Origin of the sequence: Clostridium sp. B9 (assembly GCF_050509515.1) — a bacterium.
Taxonomy (GTDB): Bacteria; Bacillota; Clostridia; order Clostridiales; family Clostridiaceae; genus Sarcina.
Genome location: NZ_JBNWKA010000003.1, coordinates 3,295,388 through 3,315,784 on the forward strand (window position 1 = coordinate 3,295,388; position 20,397 = coordinate 3,315,784).

Here is a 20,397-nt window from a genome sequence, read left to right on the forward strand (position 1 = left end):
AAGTAATTTTATAATATTGTTATGTTATATGTTTCTAAGATTTTGTATAACTTATTCAAGGGCAATCCCATGACATTGTAATAACATCCTTTTATTCCCTCTACAAAAGCGCCACCTAAGCCTTGAATACCATAAGCTCCTGCTTTATCCATAGGCTCACCAGAATTTATGTAATTTCTTATTTGTCTATCTGTTAATTCTGAAAAACTAACTTCTGTACAGTCATAATCAGTTACAACAGTATCATTTTCGGTATTTATAACACAAATACCCGAATACACCTTATGAGTATTGCCACTTAATGAAGATAACATACTGAATACATCTTCTTCACACTTAGGTTTTTCCAAAACTTTACCATCATGAAAAACAACCGTATCCGCAGCAATAACTATAGATGGTTCTTTGATTCTACTTGAAACCTCTATAGCTTTATTTCTAGACAAATCTTTAACATACTTTTCAATATCTCCCTCATAAGATATTGTGTCTTCATCGAAGTCCGATTCAATTACTTGAAACTCTTTTACTAACTTCTCTAAAATCTCTAATCTTCTAGGAGATTTTGATGCTAAAATAACCTTCATTTTTTCACCTTACCTTGCAATATATAAAGCCCTCAAACAATCTTATTTTCCCTAAAATAAGGCATTATATTCTTATCTTATATAGTTTATCATTTATTATTTTTATAAACAAGTATAAATATACGCATAGTGCAAATTATAAAGAAAAAAATGAAAGAGATTTAAACTCTTTCATTTTTATTATAATTTAAAAATATGCACTTAGAAATTAAAAATAAATTACAATTATTTGTTTACTCTAAATTTATTTAAAGCATCAAAAACCATTTGATAACTTTCCTCTATATTTTCTTTAGTTATTTCTTCAGGAATTTCATTAATTCCTGCTTTAAGTTCTTGGAATGTAGGATAGTATTCTGATTTAGTATCCTCTTCTAATCCATTTACCCATTCTTTAAATTCAGTAGTCTTAACTCCCTTAACTGAATCCTCTTTCAACTTATTTATTATATTTACATATCCGTTAACTATTTCTATTATTTCATTGCTACATAAATCAGCCTTAGGAACAATAAATCTCGCCTTAGCATTGCTTACTCCCTTTGCAGTTAGTTCTTCAGAAAGCTTATTTGCATCTTCTTCACTTCCAATATGAACTATAACTCTATAATTTTCTGCTTCACTAATTGATACTGCTATATATTCATCTTCTAAATCTGCTTTAACCTTATTAGCATTCTCTTTATTTGAATAGAATCCACATTGAACCATAACATACTCTTTTCCCTCAGTATTCTCCGCAACTGGTTTATTAGTATCCTTTGGTTTCTCTTCTTCAGCTGCGCCTTTATCCTCACTTGGCTTATCAGCTTCTCCATTTTTATCCCCTTCATTTATTGCTCCTGCACTAGTTGTTACATCTTCGCTCGATTTTTTTCCCTCTGGCCATATGAACCTAGACATTATAGTTGATATAACAAGTGCTACAACAATAACTCCAACAAAAAGCAATATAAAATTCTTTCCATCATTATTATTGTTATTATTGCTGCCTTTTTTCTTATTTTTCACATCAATTCTGGTGTACTTCACTCTTCCCCCCAACCTTTCTTTATTATAGTCCTAACTATATTTATTTTACAAATTATGTAAAATTCCTTCTATTCTAAATCATTTTTGCAAAAATTAACAATTACATAACAAATAAAAACTCTACTAAGATAAAAGTACTAAAACTTCTTTCTTAATAGAGCTTTGTTTATAACTGCTTATCAAGCAAATCTTTTCTTGTATAAAATTCTGGTGTTCCTAAGCTTCTCTTAGAAATTAACCCTCCATGGTAATCAGATCCGCCTGTTATTATTAAATTATTTTTCTTACAATAATCAACTAAATATTTTATAGTTTCTTCATCATGATGTGGATGATAACATTCTATACCTTGAATTCCCCATTCTTTGAAAAGTTCAATCATTTTATCCAGCTTAAATTGTGATTTACCATACTTAGGATGAGCTAAAACTACTATTCCACCCGCTTCTTTAATAGTTTTTATAACATCCTTTGGATGTGGAAACTCTGGATATCTCAATGCTCTTTCCCCAATAAACACCTTATTAAAGAATTCATCTATATTTTTGCATATTCCTCTATCAATTAAGAAGTTAAGTGTTTTCCACCCACCTTTTGAAGGATCATGCTCATAAGCTAAATAATCATTAAAATCTATATCATATCCTGCCTCTATTAACATCCTTATTGAATCATCATCTTTCTTTTGAAGAAGCCTATCATTATTTGCTATTAAATCTAATAATTTTTTATTATTCTTATCAAAATTATAAGCTAATATATGAAACTGCTCTCCATTTATTATGCTTGAAACTTCAACTCCAGGAATAAACTTTAAATCCATTTCCTTTGTTAGCTCTTGCATTTCTTCTAAACTTCCTATTGAATCATGGTCTGTTACTGAGAATAATTTTATGTCTTTTTCCACTATCTCTTTTAATAATTCTCTAGGCATTAGTGTTCCATCTGATGCTCTAGTATGCATATGTAAATCTGCTCTAATCAACTCCATATATATCCTGTTGCCACAATCTTATAAGTCTTTATAAATCGTAGGCAACTCCTCCCTTCTTATTTTTATAGATATTATTTAAAATTTATACAATAAAAGGTATCATTTAATCAATAAACCAGTTCTTTATATGTGTATTGAGATGAATAAAAGACTAGGTTAAGTATAAATATTCATTATACTTAACCTAGTTCTCTTAATATTATTTTAACAAATATGCTTTTATATACTATTTTATAACTTTTAATATTTGAATTAAGAAATCCCAAACATTTTGAACTGATGATATACTTACATGCTCATTTGGAGTATGAACATCATACATATTAGGTCCAAATGAAATCATGTCTAATCCATCTACCTTTTCTCCTAATAATCCACATTCTAATCCAGCATGAATTGCAATTATTTCTGGTTTTTCTCCTGTCATTTTTTCATATACATCACTGCAAAGTTCTCTTATTTCTGACTCTGGATTATACTGCCAAGCTGGGTATGGTGCATGTATTTCAAATTCTCCACCTAAAACTTCAGCTATATCAGCTATTTGAGTAAGTATCTTAGTTTTTAATGTTTCAACAGAACTTCTTGTTGAACCTGATAAAACTATTTTATCTGATTCAGTATGTATAACACCTAAGTTTGTTGAACTTTGGACTAAGCCCTTCATCTCTATACTATAACTATCAACACCATCTGGCATTAAGTTTATTGCTTTTATCACTTTGAAAGTTTCTTCTTTTGAACAAACTTTATGATTTTCCTCATTTTTAACTAATTTAACATTAACACCACTATCATTAGCATGGTATTCAGCTTTTAATATTCCATCCCACTTTTCAACTAGCTCTTCTAATTTTTTAATATCATTTTTTCTAATAGCTAGTAAAGTATCACATTCTCTTGGAATAGCATTTGTTTTTGATCCACCATTAATTGAGATTAATCTTATATCACAGTTAGCATTTACATCATCTAAGATTCTTCCCATTAATTTGTTTGAGTTTCCTCTTTGCTTATCTATTTCCATTCCAGAGTGACCACCTTTTAGTCCTCTTAAAACAATCTCATAAACTTCGTAATCTGTTCCCATTTCTCCAAATGTTACAGGTATGATTAAATCATTTCTTGCTCCACCGGCACAACTAACTAAAAGTTTTCCTTCTTCTTCTGAATCTATATTTAAAAGATATTTTCCTTTTATAAGGCTTCCATCTAAAGCAATAGCTCCACCCATTCCAACTTCTTCATCAGTTGTAACTAAAAGTTCCATAGCAGGATGTTCAATATCATTTGAAGCTAAAACAGCCATTCCATAGGCAACAGCTATACCATTGTCTGCACCTAAAGTAGTTCCATTAGCATAGATATAGTCGCCATCTATTTTTAGCTCTAAAGGATCTTTTTCAAAATCATGTATAGTATCCTTATTTTTTTCACATACCATATCCATATGACCTTGTATTACAACTCCTGGTGCATTTTCATATCCTGGAGTTGCAGGCTTTCTTATAATTATGTTTAAGGCCTCATCTTGAATAACCTCAAGACCTAAATCCTTTGCAAATTTAACTAAATAATCACTTATTCCTTTTTCATTACCTGATCCTCTAGGAATTTGTGATATTTCTTCGAAATATTTAAAAACACTTTGTGGTTGTAAATCTTTTAATACGTTCATTTTTACCCTTCCTTTCTAATTTTTGTGGTAAAATATAATTAAATTAATAATTTATTCTATTATATCAAACTTTTTAACCAATCACTAAACTATTTTAGTTTAAACAAAAAGAGGTGGTTTTTATGCAAAAAACAAAAATGATATTTACAATCGGTCCTGCAAGTGATTCAGAAGAAGTTTTAAGACAATTCATAAGAATAGGTATGAATGCTGCTAGATTAAACTTTTCTCACGGTGACCATGAAAGTCATAAAGAAAAAATAGAACTTATTAAGAGACTAAGAAAAGAAGAAAAATCAGCTACCGCTATCTTATTAGACATAAAAGGTCCTAAAATAAGAACACATAATTTTAAAGGTGGAGAAGCTGAACTTAAAGATGGAGACCAATTTACATTCTCCTGTGGAGATGAAATTTTAGGTGACAACACTAAATGCTCTATCTCTTATACAGAACTATATGAAGACATAAAACCAGGTGGTTCAATCCTTGTTGATGATGGACTTTTAGAATTTAAAGTTAAAGAAGTCAAAGGAAAAGATATAATTTGTGAAGTTATTGAAGGTGGTACAATAAAAGACCATAAAGGTGTTAACGTACCAAATGTAAAAATTAAATTACCTGCAGTAACAGAAAAGGATAAATCAGACTTAATATTTGGATGTGAAATGGGAGTTGACTTTGTGGCAGCTTCATTCATCAGAAAACCAGAGGATGTTTTAGAAGTTAGAGAAATTTTAAATACTCACGGTGGAGAAGATATTAAGATAATATCAAAAATAGAAAACCAAGAAGGCGTAGATAACATAGATGAAATAATCAAAGTTACTGATGGAGTTATGGTTGCTAGAGGTGATATGGGTGTTGAAATTCCTATTGAAAATGTACCGATAATCCAAAAAGAAATCATAAAAAAATGTAACCAGGCAGGTAAAGTAGTTATAACAGCTACTCAAATGCTAGATTCAATGATAAGAAATCCAAGACCTACTAGAGCAGAAGCTTCTGACGTATGTAATGCTATCTTTGATGGTACAGATGCTATAATGCTTAGTGGAGAAAGTGCTTCTGGAAGCTTCCCTATTGAATCAGCTACAACAATGTCTAAAATAGCTAAAAAAGCCGAAGCAAACTTAGATTATAATTATCTTTTAAGAAGATTAAAAGATCCAAATCCAAATCCAGATGCATTTGCAGATGCTATAAGTTACTCAGCATCAAAAACAGCTAGCAAATTTCCAACTAAGGCTATAGTGGCTGCTACTCAAACTGGTGCAACAGCTAAGATTTTATCAAAATACAAACCTAGTTGCCCAATAATAGCAATCACTCCATATGAAAAAGTTAGACGAAGCTTAGCTCTTAACTTTGGAATAATCTCAAAAAAATGTGCTTACTTCAATAGTACAGACGAGATTGTAAAAGAAGCTAGAAAAGTTGCTGAAGAATATGACATAGCTAAATCTGGTGATAATATTATGGTTGCAGCAGGCTTCCCAACCTCAGTAACTGGTGGAACAAATATGCTAAAAATTGAAAAAATCTAATTAAATACAAAAGGATAGTATTTTAGAATACTATCCTTTTCTAATTCTATAAATTCTTAGTGAAATTCAATAATTCTCAGAATATACCTATAAGTTTTATTTTATAAAAAACCTATAGATTTAATCCTTTGAATAAATCAGCCAATGAGTAACCCTCTTCTTCATCATTATATTGCATATATTCTGTTGAAGTTTCTACAGCATCCTTTATGCTTAGGCTCATCTTTTTATTTTCATCATCTATGTTTAAAACTTTAACCTTAACTTCTTGTCCTAATGATAAAACATCTGATGGTTTAGCTATATTTTCATCACTAATTTCTGATATGTGAACTAATCCCTCTATTCCTGGCATTACTTCTACGAATGCTCCTACTTTTATGAAATTAGTTACTTTTCCATTTACTACATCTCCAACTTTTAAGCCTTCTAATGTTTCCCATGGATTTTTAACTATATCTTTTAATGAAAGAGCTATTCTTCCTTTTTCCATGTTAACTTCTGATATAAATACTTCTACTTCGTCCCCAACAGCTACAACCTCTTCTGGTTTATTAACTCTTGACCATGACATATCGCTCAAGTGAACTAAGCCCTCTACTCCACCAATATCGACAAAAGCACCAAACTTAGCTAATCTAGTTACTTTTCCTCTTCTCTTTTCTCCTGATTTAATTGAAGACCAAAGTGCTTTCTTCTCGTTGTTTCTTATTTCTTCTTCTATAACTCTTCTTGAAACAACAACTTTTCTAGCATCTTTATTAAATTCTATAACTCTAACCTCTAAAGTTTTTCCTACTAATTCTTCTAAATTTTCTATTCTTCTTCCTGCACATTGAGAAGCTGGCATAAATACTCTAAGACCATTGAAGTCCCCTACTAATCCACCTTTTACAACTTCCTTTAACTTAACATTTATAGTTGTTTCTTTCTCAAAAGCATCTTTTAGGTCATCCCAAACTTTTATAGCATCAGCTTTTTTCTTTGATAAAAGCACGTTCCCGTCTCCATCATCTCCACTTAATACCATTACATATATTTCATCATCAACACTTATTGAATTTATATCAAAATCTTTATCATTAGATACTTCATTTCTTGGTATCACACCATCTGCAAAGTGACCTATATTAACTATTACCTCATCACTTTTTACACTTATAACTTTTCCCTTAACTATTTCTCCCTTATGAAAATGCTTTAACTCAAAGCTATCCATTAAATCTGACATTGTAAGATTTTCACTCATTCTTTACATCTCCTTTATGTATATAGTCATATTGACCACTAAACAATTTATTTAAGGTTTACTTTATAAAATATTTTACAGAACTATAAAAAATAAAACAAGTAATTATTGTAAAATAAAAGTCACTTAATAACTCCGTAGTTACTAAGTGACTTTTAGAATTAATCTTCGATTGAAACTAACTCATAACCTACTTCCTCTAAAGCATCTCTTAGAGTATCTTCATCAACTTCAGTATCAATAACTGCTTTACCTACTTCAACTTCTAAAACCTCAACTCCGTCTATGTCTAATAAGGCAGCCTCAACGTGTCTAACACAGTTTGAACATGACATTCCATCAATTTCTAAAATAAGTTTACTCATAATAATCTCTCCTTAAATTTCAATTTATTATATATTCTCTGTCTTTAATTTTATATTTTAACTCACAGATATTATTCCTTATTTTTTAATATCTATGATTTTTAATGCTAACCTCTAGTAAATACCCAAGTATCCCCTTCTGAAAGTTCTACATTAAATTCATATCCATCTAAGTCAAATTTCTTCAAACTCTCAGAATCAGTTATTTTATTTTTAGTAATATATCTAACCATCTCACCTCTAGCTTTTTTTGCATAGACAGTGACTACCTTATATTCAAAACCTTTTCTTTCTTTGAATATAGGTGTTATAACTCTAACTTTTTTCTCAATCTTCTTTATAGATTTATAATACTCATTAGATGCTAAATTTATAATAACTTTTTCATTATGATCTTCTAAATCTTCTAAAATAGACTCTTCTATCTTATTTCCCCAGAAATCATAAAGATTTTTAGAGCCTTCTATTGATATTTTGGTTCCCATTTCTAATCTATATGCCTTTGTACCATCTAGTGGCTTTATGACTCCATAAAGTCCTGATAATATTCTCAATGAATCATTACAAAACTCCAAATCTTCTTCAGTAAAATCATCTGCATTTAAACCTCTATATGCTTCACCTTTAAACGCTAAAACAAAAGGCTTTTCATCACCATAATAAATTGTATTCCAATCCTGAATTTTAGTGAATGTATGTACTCCTAAATCCTCACTTATTTTCATTAATGAGCAAATTTCTGGAACCTCTAATCTCTTAAGATTATCCATTATAATTTCTGCTTCTTCAAGAAATATCGGCTCACTAACACGTATATTTAGGTTTTCTACATTAGTCAAATCTAAAGTCTTTGCAGGCGATAATACAGCTAACATAATAATCACCTCTCTCTTTACTAATCTGATTAAAATTATTATATAATAAAATATTTTTACTTGAAAATACAGTAAACATATTATTATAAAATTATTCAAATATACTTAATAATAATCTCTTTATTCTAATCTATCAATATATTTTTTCAAAAAAAATATATATAATTTTTTCAATCAAAATATTGACAAAAAGCTACATTTCAATCACAGCCCTCACTTAAAATATATCTAAATAAAAAAAGTAATTTAAGGTCTTATGACCTTAAATTACTTAACGTAAAGACTATTATAACAGTGATTTATTATATCACTTCTCTTTATTATCCCTATAAAAGTACCATTATCATCTACAACTGGTACAAAGTTTTGAGAAATAGCTAAAGATATTAAACTTTCCATATTCTCATTTATACAAACACTCTTATGTTTAACTCTTCTTGGTATTTCTCTGACACTTACAGTATTAGTATTTTTGAAGTTTAACTCTGGATTTCTCTTTAAAGTCCAAAGTAAATCTCCCTCTGTTAAAGTGCCTACGTACTTTCCATTCTTATCTATAAGTGGAATAGCTGTATATCCATGATGCTCCATTCTCTCTATAACTTGTCTCATTGTTGCATCTGTATATTCATAAGCTACTTCACTCTTTGGTGTTAGAAAAAAAGCAATGTTCATAATCAATCAATTCCCCTAATTTATTTATAATAATTATTATAACTTAATTTTATCATACATATTGTTATTAAAGTAACAATATATTATCATTTAGCTAATTTTTTAAATTTGTAATCAAGATCTATATATTCCGTGTCATTTATTAGTGAATTAGTAGATTCAAAAACTAAGGCTCCTGCTAAAGTCTTTTTTAGTACAACTTCTTGCCTTATATTTCTATTACATTTAGGACATCTTCCTATAGAAACAAATCTCCAGCTGAATAATTTAAACGGATAGTCTTTATCTACCCTAACATTACACTTAGGACATCGAAACTCAACATCCTCACACTCTAAATCATAATTTTTTAAATCCTTAACTCTTATAGATGGCATATTATAGACGTCTTCAACTATATATTCTTTTACTTTTTTGCCATTATAAAGTCTTTTAAAAACTTCTGCTGTATAAACCGCATCATTTAAAGCATCATGTAACTTACTTTCATCAATCTTTATTTTTAGCTCTTCTAAAGCATGTTTAAGACTTAATGATTTTTTATGAGCTAAAATTTTAGTGCAATATTTTTGTATATCTATATATTTTTTAATCCAACTTATATTCTCATAATCATGATATTTTGCATTATTTACTATATGAACAATATCATCTGTTGCCCAAGAACATAAAATATCATCTTCTCCTGTAAACTCCTTAAGGTTGTCCATAGCATCCTCGAATTTAATTCCATCTTTTAAGTTTTCCTCTGTTATTCCTGTTATATCTATTATCTTAGGATTTAATACTTTAAAAACAGATGGTTTTATATAAGCTTTAAACTCATCTATTTTTTGCATAAATTTATTTAATTTTATTGCGCCAATCTCTATTATTTCATTATAAGAATCTAATTCCCTAAGTTCCTTATGTTCATTATAAATATTAGGATAAAACTTAGTAATGTTTTGCATATTATTAAATTCTAGGTCTATTATTACATACCCCATTCTCTACATCCTCTCACTATCTGTATCCATATATAATTATGCCACGAAAACATATTTTTTTCATTAAAATAAGCTATTATTTATTCTATATGAATTAATTGTACAAATTAAGGATTTTAATTACTTTAACTCATATAACATCTATTTTATGGAGTATAACAAAAATTTTCAATAGAGAAGCTTTAACTTTATGTTTTCTTAATCATCTTTATTCAAAATTTACAATATTGCTATAATTTAACCTTATTAAAACTTTTTACTCTATGATTCATAAAAGAATATATAAAGGTTTCATAAAAAAACAGAGACTAAAGTATGTCTTATTTATCAATCCAAACTTTTAGCCTCATATTTATATTTAATCTTAATTTAATATTCTGTTTGAGATAAATACTATTTCATATTCTGATACTTCTCCGTCTAAATCTAAATCAGCTAAATCCAAGTTACTTTCTAAATTTGTTTCTATTAATTTAGAAACAATAGCTAAATCACCAACATTAATTTTTCCATCACCATTTAAATCACCTGTTGACTCTGTTATTAAGCACCTAGTAAACTTTTCTAATGAGTCATTTAACTTATTTAATGCTTCATTTATTTCTACAATAGTAACTGCACTGTTTTCAATAACTAAAGTTGCTGATTTTATAGCATTCTCTAATCTCTCTTTACTACCTTCATGATATTCCCCAATTTTAATACCTTCTACAGATTCTTCTAATAAAACATTAGCTTCATCTACTTTTGATATTAACTCTTCTTTATTGCTTTCGTCTCCATCTTTATAAATCGGCGTTATTTCATAAATAAATGGCTTTACTCCATTCTCAACCCAATCTATTTTTATATCAAGAACATTTTTATTTTTTAAAGAAGATAAGTCTATATAATTGAAACTACTATCTAAGGTTCCTAATTTAATCCATCCTTCCCCTAATACTCTAACACTAACAACTCCATTTGATATGTTCTTAGGATTTTGAAGAATATTTATGCTATCCATAGGCTTAACAGTTATCATTTTGTATAATAAATAATCTCCTTCTTTTGGATTTGTACCTGCAATATACGCAGTATCAATTCTTCCATCAGCAACTTTAGCGAATTCTCCATTTAGATTTCCAGAAACTGCTGATATAATCTCTTCCGGTACATCCTTATTAAACTCAATTTCATTTATTTTAGCCCAATAATTACTGTCACCAGTAACTCTTAATCTAATATATCTATAACTTTCTCCTTCAGCATCTCCTGTAATCTCTTTATAATCAACCTTTGTATTAGGCTCCTCATATTTTCTTAGGCTACTATCAAACTTACTTACTATCTTATTAACTTCTCTCATTAAATTACTTGTAAAATTATTTCCTTGTGGTATAGCAGAGAAATCATTTAGTGTAGTCCAACTCTCTCCATTCTTAGAAACTTCTAATACACCTGATCTTATATAGTCTCCTCTATCCATATAAACTGTAACATCATGAAGTTCAACTTGTCCTCCTAAATCAACTTGATAACATTGTCCTGTTCTTTGTTCTTCAGTCCATAAATGAGTTGATTTGTTTCCGTCAACTAAATTGCTAGTTTCACCTTCATAAACAGTAGCATTAGTAGTAGCAACTGGACTTGCATTGACAACTTGACTTACCTCAAACTTTTTAATATTTCCTGTTGTAGCTTCTTCACCCTTATTTATAGCTCTTACATATTTAGCTACTATAGGTGAACCATTATATTCATTCCACTCTATTCCATTTATTGAATACTCTAAAGTCAAAGGACTTCTCTCTGATTCAAAATCTAAATTTAGACTTGTAATTTTAATTAAGCTATTTAATTCAAATCCTAGGTATTCATCCTTTTCAACAACTAAATCATTAACCTTAGGATAACTTATAGTTCCATCATCTTTAACTTTTACCTTTAACCCTTTAAGTTCCTCAATATTTGTAATATTTTTTTGAGGAGTTTTATTATTTATAGAGAACTCTCTTACAGCAGTCCATAAATCTGGTTTCCCTCCTGGAATACCTGCATGAGTTAATCTATATCTAATATACCTTGCCTCTATGCCTAAATCCTCTGCTACTATTTCATATCCTTCTCTCTCATCGCCTATACCAACCCAGGTTTTACCATCTACTGAATACTCTAATATTCCTCTATGGAAGATGTCATGATCTGAATCTGTTCTACCTTGAAGAATTCTAACATCATTTACAGGAATAACTTCCCCCAAATCTACTCCATAATAATCTCCATTCTTTTGTTGAACCTGAATATAAGAATTTGTTCCCTCATCTCCATCAACCATAGCTTCTAGATTAGTATTATTGTATGAAGTTATTGGATTTAATTCATAAATGCTAGTATTTGTATCCCCCAAAATTTCTTTATAAAGATTTTCACTTTCCACAAACATATCTTTAACCAAAGGAGTTAAAACATGAGTTGCAACATTTGCACCTCTTCTCTCTCCAAAATTATTAGAATCACTTATTCTCTTCATTTCATCTAATGCTTGTTTAGTCTTTGAATAATTTTCCCACCAGCTCTCAAAATTTCCTTCCTGAAGAGCTAATATGGAATTAATAACGCTTTGCCCTGCTATTCCTAACTGTTCAAAAGCAAGTACCCAAGGTTCTACATCTGCTATTATTCCTTCATCGGCACAATTTTCATATATATTTCTACCTGCATTTTCTATTAAAACAAACTCTTCTAATATTCTTTCTGCAGAAGCTTTTATATCACCATCACTTTCAAGATTAGTTCTAAATTCTTCAACAAAAGGCTTCATATGCTCTGATTCTTTTCTTCTATATTGATGATAATCAGTATAGGCATCTGCATTATGAATACCAAAAATTTTAAAATCATTTTGAACTTCTGGTACTAAGGCTTCTATTGCATTATTCCAACTTTCTGTTGAATTATAATCTTCCACATTCCATGAATAGTTTGCAATGCTATATAAAGAAAACTTTGATGCTTGTGCTTGGTTCATAGGATTTGATACAAAACCCGAAGCATTATCAACATCATTAGCTAATCCATAAGATTCACCTAATAATAATCTATCTCTACAATAATCATTTACAGGAAAATTCCACCAAACATAAACATCTCTCTTAACCCTATTATTAACCCATTCTAAAGAAGTTTTATTTATATCAGACATTACTCTATCGCCTGTCCACATTATTTGTACATCTTTGTCTAGTTTTTCTCCTAATATATCTAAATAAGTTCCAGGGTTAGGATTTGCCCACCACTTATTGTACTCTGTTGGACACATAATAAGTGAAGCAACATCTCCCTTTCCTTTTACTAAATCTTCATTTAATCTATTTAAAAACTCAGCCTGTTTATTTGCATCAGCACCTGGTCCACTTATATCATCAAAGAAAACAGCAAAAGCTCTTACTCCTAAATCATACATAAGGTTGCACTTGTTTAATAAATCAGTATAATCCTGCTCTGTAAAAGTTATACTTCCACCGGGGTGTATAGCCCATACAAAGTCAACATTATTTTTAGAGGCAACTGTAGCTAATTCTTGAATTTTTTTAGCTTCTCCTTCTGGATATGGATCTCTCCACTTGTCTCTATGATATGGATCATCTTTTGGACCATAGATGTATGAGTTCATCTTATAGTCTCCAGATAGCTCTAAAAGGCTTTTCCTATTTTCATGAGACCATTGTTCTCCATAAAACCCTTCTACTATTCCTCTGAATTCTATTGAAGAGTAATCACTTACATGTACTTCTGGTATCTTAACTTCCTCTCCTCCATGAAGTATTTGCTTTAAAGAACTAACACCATAATAAGTTCCCTCCTCTTCTTTACCAGCTATAACTATTACACCACTTTCTCCACCTTCATAATCATTAGAAGAATGTAGTATGTATCCATCTTTTTTTGTTAAAGCCTCGTCATTACTTTTATTTAGTGAAGTAACTATTTCCACTACTTCTTGATCAACGTCGTCACCTGAAACCTCACCTAAAACTATAGTTGTATTATTCCTATCAAAAGTTTTTGAAACACCAATTCCATAACCTCCTAAAATCTCTTTTAGAAAATTAACAGCTTCACTATCTGCGGTATCTTCACCTATGATATTCACATTCTTTGTTAATAAAAAACCATTACCTAATTCTTCTAAAGTTTTAACCTTTGGATTTATATTTTTAACTGTAACCTTTTCCTCAGTATTCTTTTCTGTTGCCATTACTTGAGTAGTAGTTACAAAATTAAATACAAGCATTCCACTTAAAAACATAGTTAAAAATTTTTGCTTTCCTTTTATCATTTCCCCACCCCAATTTACAATTTATCCCATATAATAAATATATCACTTCTACCATTTATTGTAAATTAGAGTGTAAAAAAAGCACCAAACTTTTTAGTTTGATGCTTAAAAACTATTAGAATCTAGTCCAAAGAACTAAAGCTCTTTCAACTAAATCTTCATGTCTTTCTTTTAGTGAATCCATGTTCCAATCAGTTAAATCTAAAACTTCTTTAGTTATAGCAAAATCACTCTTCTTGCTTAAGTATTGCTCAACTTTTTCTGCAAAAGGTTTATTGTTAGCTCTTGTATTCTTAGCTCCACTTATTATAACTAAGTTTCCGAATTTATTAGCCCAGTTTCTTCTTTGATCTGCATTGAAATTATCTTTCCAGTAAGCTTCTTTAGCATTTCTAGGAAGAACATGTTCTATCATTATCTTATCACTATAATCTAAAACTTCATTTGGTCTCTTCTCCATATCAAGTCTTACAAATATATACTTAGGTATCATCATTCTACCTTTGCTATAGAAATCTATATCATTTAAAGCATTTTCAAAGTAAGCTGTAGTTCTCTCTAAATCATATAAGAATACAGACTCTTCCTTTATAGCTTCTAATGAGTCCTTAACTTCTATAGCTTTTAATATATCATAAACTCTGTTTAATCTATCAGCAAATGAATTTCCATTTACCCAGTCAATAACAAGTCTCTTCTCTAAAACTTTTACGAATTCTAAAACTAACTTATCATCATTGAATTTCTCAGCAAATCTTATAACAGCTGCCATCCAATCATCATATGGTAAGAATTCTCTCATTATGTTTACTAAGTTTTTGTAGTAAACTTTTTCTTCTGCTGATACATTTTCTAACTCTGCATCAACTATATATTTGTCATATAAAGCTTTTACAGAAGTTAAATGATTTACAAAGTTAACTCCTAAATATTCAGGCTCTTCTCTGAATATTTTCTTGCTAAACTCTTCATATATACTCTCTTCCGCTTTCTTTTTAAGCTTCATAGTTCTCATGAATCCTATGATTTGGTCAAGCTTTTCTTTTCCTAAATCTTGCTCATGATTTTCCCATATATCAGTGAATTCTTTTCTTATTTCTGGGTTCATAACTCTTAAGTTCTCACTCTTTAGAAGATCTGAATCTGTTAAAGGTAACCCTCTAGCATTTATAACATTGAATAGTCTGAATGCTGAAGTAAATGATTCAGTAGTTATTACTACTAAAACAACTTTTTGAAGTAAGTAAACTATAAACTCGTTTAACTTCTCTTCTATAACTTCTCCTTCTTCATTTAAGAAGCTAGCTCTAAATACTTCTATAGCATTAACCATGTTTTGTTTAGCTTCTGAAAGTTCAGTAAGATCTAAATCTTTAACTAAAGTAGTACCACCTTCAGTTAATATGTACTTCTTGAAGAACTCTTCTTCTTTTCCTCTTGATTTAACTCTTATGCTCTCTTTTATTCCCATAAGCATATTTGGCTTTTGGTATATTAAGTCTGATAAAACTTTCTTATACTCTTCATTGTCTATTAAATCTCTTATAGTAGCTATTAACATGATTATTGAAGTAAGTCTTTGTTGACCATCTATAACATCATATATTCCACATCCATCGTCTTTATATTCTTTTGAACATAAAACTATGCTTCCTATGAAATATGGTTCATATTCATCAAATTCTTTACTTCTAACATTTTTATTTAATTCTACTGATTCCCAAATATCATCAACTAATTGCTTTAAGTTTTCTTTAGTCCATGAATATGCTCTTTGATAATCTGGAATTTCAAATAAGAACTTATTGCTTAATAAATCCTTTATGTAATATTCTTTTGCTTTTACCTTTTCTGTAAACAAAATATACATGCCTCCTAAAATTTTCTGCTATTTATTTAAAGTCTCTTTTACTTAATAACTCTACTCATGAAAAAAAGCCATTTAAGGCCTTTTTCAAAAAATATCTCATTATTTTATTATATCAAAATTAATTTAATTTGTCTAAATATAAGTTATATTGCTATATTTTAATACATAATATAGTAATTAAACCAACTTATTTTATATCAATTCCTGCCATTTTCATTAAATACCTAGCATTTCTTGTTTGTGAAACACCTTTTCTTAAGATATAATCAAACTTCAACTTATTATCTTCATAATATTCTCTAAAATTATAATTCTGAACAGTAGGATTTTCTTTCTCCATCTCACAAAGTTCAAAGTCATGTGTTGAAACTAACCCTAAAGTATTTCCTTCTAAAAGCTGATTTATTAAAATCTCAGCTCCTTCATGTCTATCTAAAGAGTTTGTTCCCTTGAATATTTCATCTAAAAGGAATAAAATCTTTTCTTTCTTTTTAGCTCCTTCCACAATGATCTTTATTCTAAGTATTTCAGCATAGAATGATGATATACTCTCTTCAAGATTATCTCCTGTTCTCATGCAAGTATAAACTTTTAAAATAGGAGCCTCAAAACACTCTCCTTTAACAGGTAATCCTAAGTAAGTTAATATACAATTAAACCCTACAGTTCTTAAGAACGTACTCTTACCAGACATATTAGATCCAGTAATTAAAATTACTCTCTTATCTTTACTTATTTCAAAGGTATTTCCTACGCCCTTTTCTCCTAGCATAGGGTGGCTTAAATTAACACCTTTTAATGTATAGTCACTATTCACTTTAGGTATAATCCAACTCTTATTATTGTATGTGAACCCTGCTAAAGATACTAATACTTCAAACTCACCTAAAGCATTCATCCAATTAGGAAATTCTTCTTTATTTTCTTCTTTCCATTTTTCAAGCTTAACTAATATCTGATAATCCCACATTAAATAACAATTTAATATTATATAAAATGCATTTCCCCTATCATACAGCCAAGTTGTTATCTTTTCTAGCTTCTTTAATCTACTACTAGCACTTATATTATTTTTATTTAAAGTTTCTTTTATCTCTTTTAATATAGGAGATTCAAATTTTTCATTTTCTATAAGCTCTAATGCACTTACATAAGTTTTAATTCTATACTTTAAATCTTCAAATATATTTAATCCATTTATAACCTCTTTACTTGCAACTTTTAATATTGCAAAACTTAATAAAAGAGAAAGTAATAACACTTGCCATCCAACAATATTCATAGCCACAAAAACAGTTAGCCCAATATTTATTATGGGCATAAATATTCTTGATAAGTTTATTATTGGTGATAAACTCTTTTCTTTGTTCTTAAGCCAAGCACCAAGGTACTTTTCTTCCTTACCTTTTTTATCCCTTAAAGAAGCAATAAACTCATGTCTAAAATCAACCTTTTTAGAAAGCTCTTTTAAAGCCTCTTGTCTATTTAAGATTTCTTTTTCAGTAGGTAACTTTTCTAACTTTAATAAATTGCTCAGTTTTTTTCTTCCGTAAATTGTACCTGTTTCATTTATCCATTGAAATAGCGAATTCTTCCCAAAGATATCTAAATCATTTATAAATGGATGAGTATTATCTAAATATTCTTCTCCATAGTCTTCAAACTCTCTCCACTTACCCTCTAATCTATAAATTTCTTTTTTATTAACCTCAAGTAAAGCTTCTATTTTATTTGTTTTATTTAATATGCTCTCATGTACTTTTGCTAAATATAAAAATAATGCTGAGTTTAACAAAAATAAAACTATACCAAAGGAAATTGATTCTATACTATAAGCATAATATATAAAAAATAATATACTTAAAGAAACTACAAGTCTTAATGCGCTTATTATGTTATAATCACTCTTTAATTTTCTTAAGTTAGATGAATATTCTTTTATTCTATTCTCATAAACACTTTTTCTATTATCCATAATTACCCTCTCAAAGTACTTTTTTAATATTATACCATAGTTGACATATTTTATTACAAGATAAAAGACTCTGTATGTTATATACAGAGCCTTTTCTTTATCTTTTGTGTATTTCTAAAAGCTTATCTCCAATATCAATCTTTTTACCATTCTTAAAGTAGATAAATTCATTATCCTTTAAATCAGTAAATATTATAGGAGTAGTTTTTAGTATATTGTTAATTTCCAAGCAGTTTAAATCAAAGAAAATTAGTTTATCTTCACATTTAACCATATCGCCTTCTTTTACTAAGGACTTAAACCCCATTCCTTTTAAGGAAACTGTATCAATACCAATATGTATTAATATTTCTCTTCCAAATTCACTTTCTATTTTTATAGAATGTCTTGTTTTTGAAATCCAAGTTACCTTTCCATTAACAGGTGAGCATAATATTCCTTTTGAAGGTTCTATAGCAATACCATCTCCCATAAGCTTACAAGAAAATATTTCATCATCAACTTCTTCTAATTCAATTATTTTCCCACTCATAGGAGATACGATTATCTCATCTAAGGCTTTGCCTTTTTTTATCTTTTTCTTCTTTGACTTTACTACTTTCCCCCCATGCCACTCATAATTTCTCTAATTTGAGTTTTAAGGACGTCTGATTTTCCACCAAATATAGCTTGAATGTTTTCCCCAACTTGCATTACACCAGCTGCTCCAAGCTCTTTTAATCTATTTTTATCAACTTTACTTGAATCATTAACTGTTACTCTTAATCTTGTTATACACGCATCTAACTTACTTATGTTGCTTGCACCACCTAAAGCTATTAAAATTTCAGCTGCTAAATCATCATTTGCAGTAGAATGTTCATTATCTATATCATCAAATATGTCATCATCTTCTCTACCTGGAGTCTTAAGATCAAACTTTCTAATAAAGAATCTGAATAAGAAATAGTAAACTACTGAAAAGCATAATCCTACAACTATTACTAACCACCATCTAGTTCTGTTTGGTATTACTCCAAATAACATAAAGTCAATAAGACCACCTGAGAATGTCATACCTACTTTAACATTTAATATTTGCATTATCATAAATGAAAGTCCTGCTAATACACAGTGTATAGCAAATAAAACTGGTGCAACGAATAAGAATGCAAATTCTAGTGGCTCTGTAATACCAGTTAAGAATGATGTTAATGCAGCTGAGAATAATATACCAGATGCTATTTTCTTCTTACCTGGTTTAGCTTCATGATACATTGCTAAAGCTGCTGCTGGTAAACCAAACATCATGAATGGGAACTTACCTGTCATAAATGTACCTGCTGTAAATGGAACACCATCTCTTAATTGAGCAAAGAAGATCTGTTGATCACCCATTATTAATTGACCAGCATTATTTGTATATTCTCCAAATTGGAACCAGAATGGGTTATACCAAATATGGTGTAATCCAAATGGGATTAATGCTCTTTCTATTAATCCAAATAAGAATGCTGCTATTGTTGGGTTAGCATCTATCATATTTTTTGAGAAGTATAATAATCCACTTTGAATTGGTGGCCAGATAACTAACATAATTCCACCTAATATTAAGGCTGCTACTGCAGTTACTATTGGAACGAATCTTTTACCTGCAAAAAATCCTAAATATGAAGGTAATTCTATTTTATAAAACTTTTTATATAGAGCTGAGGCTACAACCCCAATTATTATACCACCAAACACACCGGTCTGAAGTGTTGGAACACCAAGAACAGTTGCATACATACCATTTTTTACAGTTTCAACAGTCTCTAAAGTGATTCCACCACCGATTCCCATAGTTACATTAAGTATTAGGAAACCAACGATTGCTGCAAGCCCTGCAACACCATCACCTTCTGATAAACCAACAGCAACACCTACTGCGAATAATAATGCTAAGTTAGCAAATATAATATTTCCTGCTTCTGTCATTATAGTTGCAACCATCTGGAACCAACCTACATTTAAAGCTGGAACAAGATTTAAGAAATCTTGGTTTTGAAACATCGTACCAAATCCAAGTAATAAACCTGCAGCTGGTAATAAAGCAACTGGTAACATTAAGGCTTTACCTATTCTTTGTAAAACTCCAAAAGCTTTCTTCATCTTAATCTCTCCTTCTAAAATAATTTCTTTATTTATAATTCCTTAAATATAAAAAAATAAAGACTTAAATTTATTATTCCTTTAAAACACTTATTTTATAAGTAATAAGT

Annotated in this window: 13 protein-coding genes and 1 pseudogene; 1 reads left to right on the forward strand and 13 read right to left on the reverse strand. The window is 29.4% G+C overall.

Features of this window, described 5'->3' with window-relative positions; translation table 11 throughout:
* Nucleotides 1-8: 8 nt before the first annotated feature.
* From ACQZHJ_RS14605 to ACQZHJ_RS14620, 4 genes are all read right to left on the reverse strand, one after another.
* Entirely contained in the window at nt 9-587 is a 579-nt protein-coding gene (locus ACQZHJ_RS14605; protein WP_430486285.1) for a Maf-like protein, read from the reverse strand.
* Nucleotides 588-812: 225 nt separating this feature from the next.
* Nucleotides 813-1,619 (reverse strand): SPOR domain-containing protein, encoded by an 807-nt coding sequence (locus tag ACQZHJ_RS14610; protein ID WP_430486286.1) that lies wholly within the window; start codon nt 1,617-1,619, stop codon nt 813-815.
* A gap of 166 nt (nt 1,620-1,785) precedes the next feature.
* Nucleotides 1,786-2,610 (reverse strand): PHP domain-containing protein, encoded by an 825-nt coding sequence (locus ACQZHJ_RS14615; RefSeq protein ID WP_430486287.1) that lies wholly within the window; start codon nt 2,608-2,610, stop codon nt 1,786-1,788.
* Nucleotides 2,611-2,839: 229 nt separating this feature from the next.
* On the reverse strand, nt 2,840-4,291 hold the full coding sequence (locus tag ACQZHJ_RS14620) for an aminoacyl-histidine dipeptidase (protein ID WP_430486288.1): 1,452 nt from the start codon (nt 4,289-4,291) through the stop codon (nt 2,840-2,842).
* 122 nt (nt 4,292-4,413) lie between these two features.
* On the opposite strand from ACQZHJ_RS14620, the gene pyk reads away from it, so the two are divergent.
* Entirely contained in the window at nt 4,414-5,838 is a 1,425-nt protein-coding gene (pyk, locus tag ACQZHJ_RS14625) for a pyruvate kinase (RefSeq protein ID WP_430486289.1), read from the forward strand.
* A 112-nt stretch (nt 5,839-5,950) separates the two neighbouring features.
* On the opposite strand, the gene rpsA is transcribed toward pyk, so the two are convergent.
* The 9 genes and pseudogenes from rpsA to ptsG form a co-directional block, all read right to left on the reverse strand.
* Nucleotides 5,951-7,087 carry a 30S ribosomal protein S1 gene (gene rpsA, locus ACQZHJ_RS14630; protein WP_430486290.1) on the reverse strand — a complete coding sequence of 379 codons (1,137 nt, stop codon included), beginning with the start codon at nt 7,085-7,087 and terminating at the stop codon, nt 5,951-5,953.
* A gap of 161 nt (nt 7,088-7,248) precedes the next feature.
* Nucleotides 7,249-7,452, reverse strand: a complete 204-nt coding sequence (locus tag ACQZHJ_RS14635) for a heavy-metal-associated domain-containing protein (protein ID WP_430486291.1) — start codon at nt 7,450-7,452, stop codon at nt 7,249-7,251.
* Between the two features lie 107 nt (nt 7,453-7,559).
* Entirely contained in the window at nt 7,560-8,327 is a 768-nt protein-coding gene (yaaA, locus tag ACQZHJ_RS14640; RefSeq protein ID WP_430486292.1) for a peroxide stress protein YaaA, read from the reverse strand.
* 267 nt (nt 8,328-8,594) lie between these two features.
* Nucleotides 8,595-9,002, reverse strand: coding sequence for a CBS domain-containing protein (locus tag ACQZHJ_RS14645; protein WP_430486293.1), 408 nt, complete (start codon nt 9,000-9,002; stop codon nt 8,595-8,597).
* A gap of 86 nt (nt 9,003-9,088) precedes the next feature.
* Nucleotides 9,089-9,991 carry an exonuclease domain-containing protein gene (locus ACQZHJ_RS14650; RefSeq protein ID WP_430486294.1) on the reverse strand — a complete coding sequence of 301 codons (903 nt, stop codon included), beginning with the start codon at nt 9,989-9,991 and terminating at the stop codon, nt 9,089-9,091.
* A 364-nt stretch (nt 9,992-10,355) separates the two neighbouring features.
* Nucleotides 10,356-14,312, reverse strand: coding sequence for a beta-N-acetylglucosaminidase domain-containing protein (locus tag ACQZHJ_RS14655; protein WP_430486295.1), 3,957 nt, complete (start codon nt 14,310-14,312; stop codon nt 10,356-10,358).
* 115 nt (nt 14,313-14,427) lie between these two features.
* On the reverse strand, nt 14,428-16,173 hold the full coding sequence (locus ACQZHJ_RS14660) for a DUF262 domain-containing protein (protein WP_430486296.1): 1,746 nt from the start codon (nt 16,171-16,173) through the stop codon (nt 14,428-14,430).
* 196 nt (nt 16,174-16,369) lie between these two features.
* Nucleotides 16,370-18,157, reverse strand: a complete 1,788-nt coding sequence (locus tag ACQZHJ_RS14665) for a MutS family DNA mismatch repair protein (RefSeq protein WP_430486297.1) — start codon at nt 18,155-18,157, stop codon at nt 16,370-16,372.
* 97 nt (nt 18,158-18,254) lie between these two features.
* Nucleotides 18,255-20,287 (reverse strand): annotated as a pseudogene (gene ptsG, locus ACQZHJ_RS14670) (glucose-specific PTS transporter subunit IIBC).
* Nucleotides 20,288-20,397 lie beyond the last annotated feature (110 nt).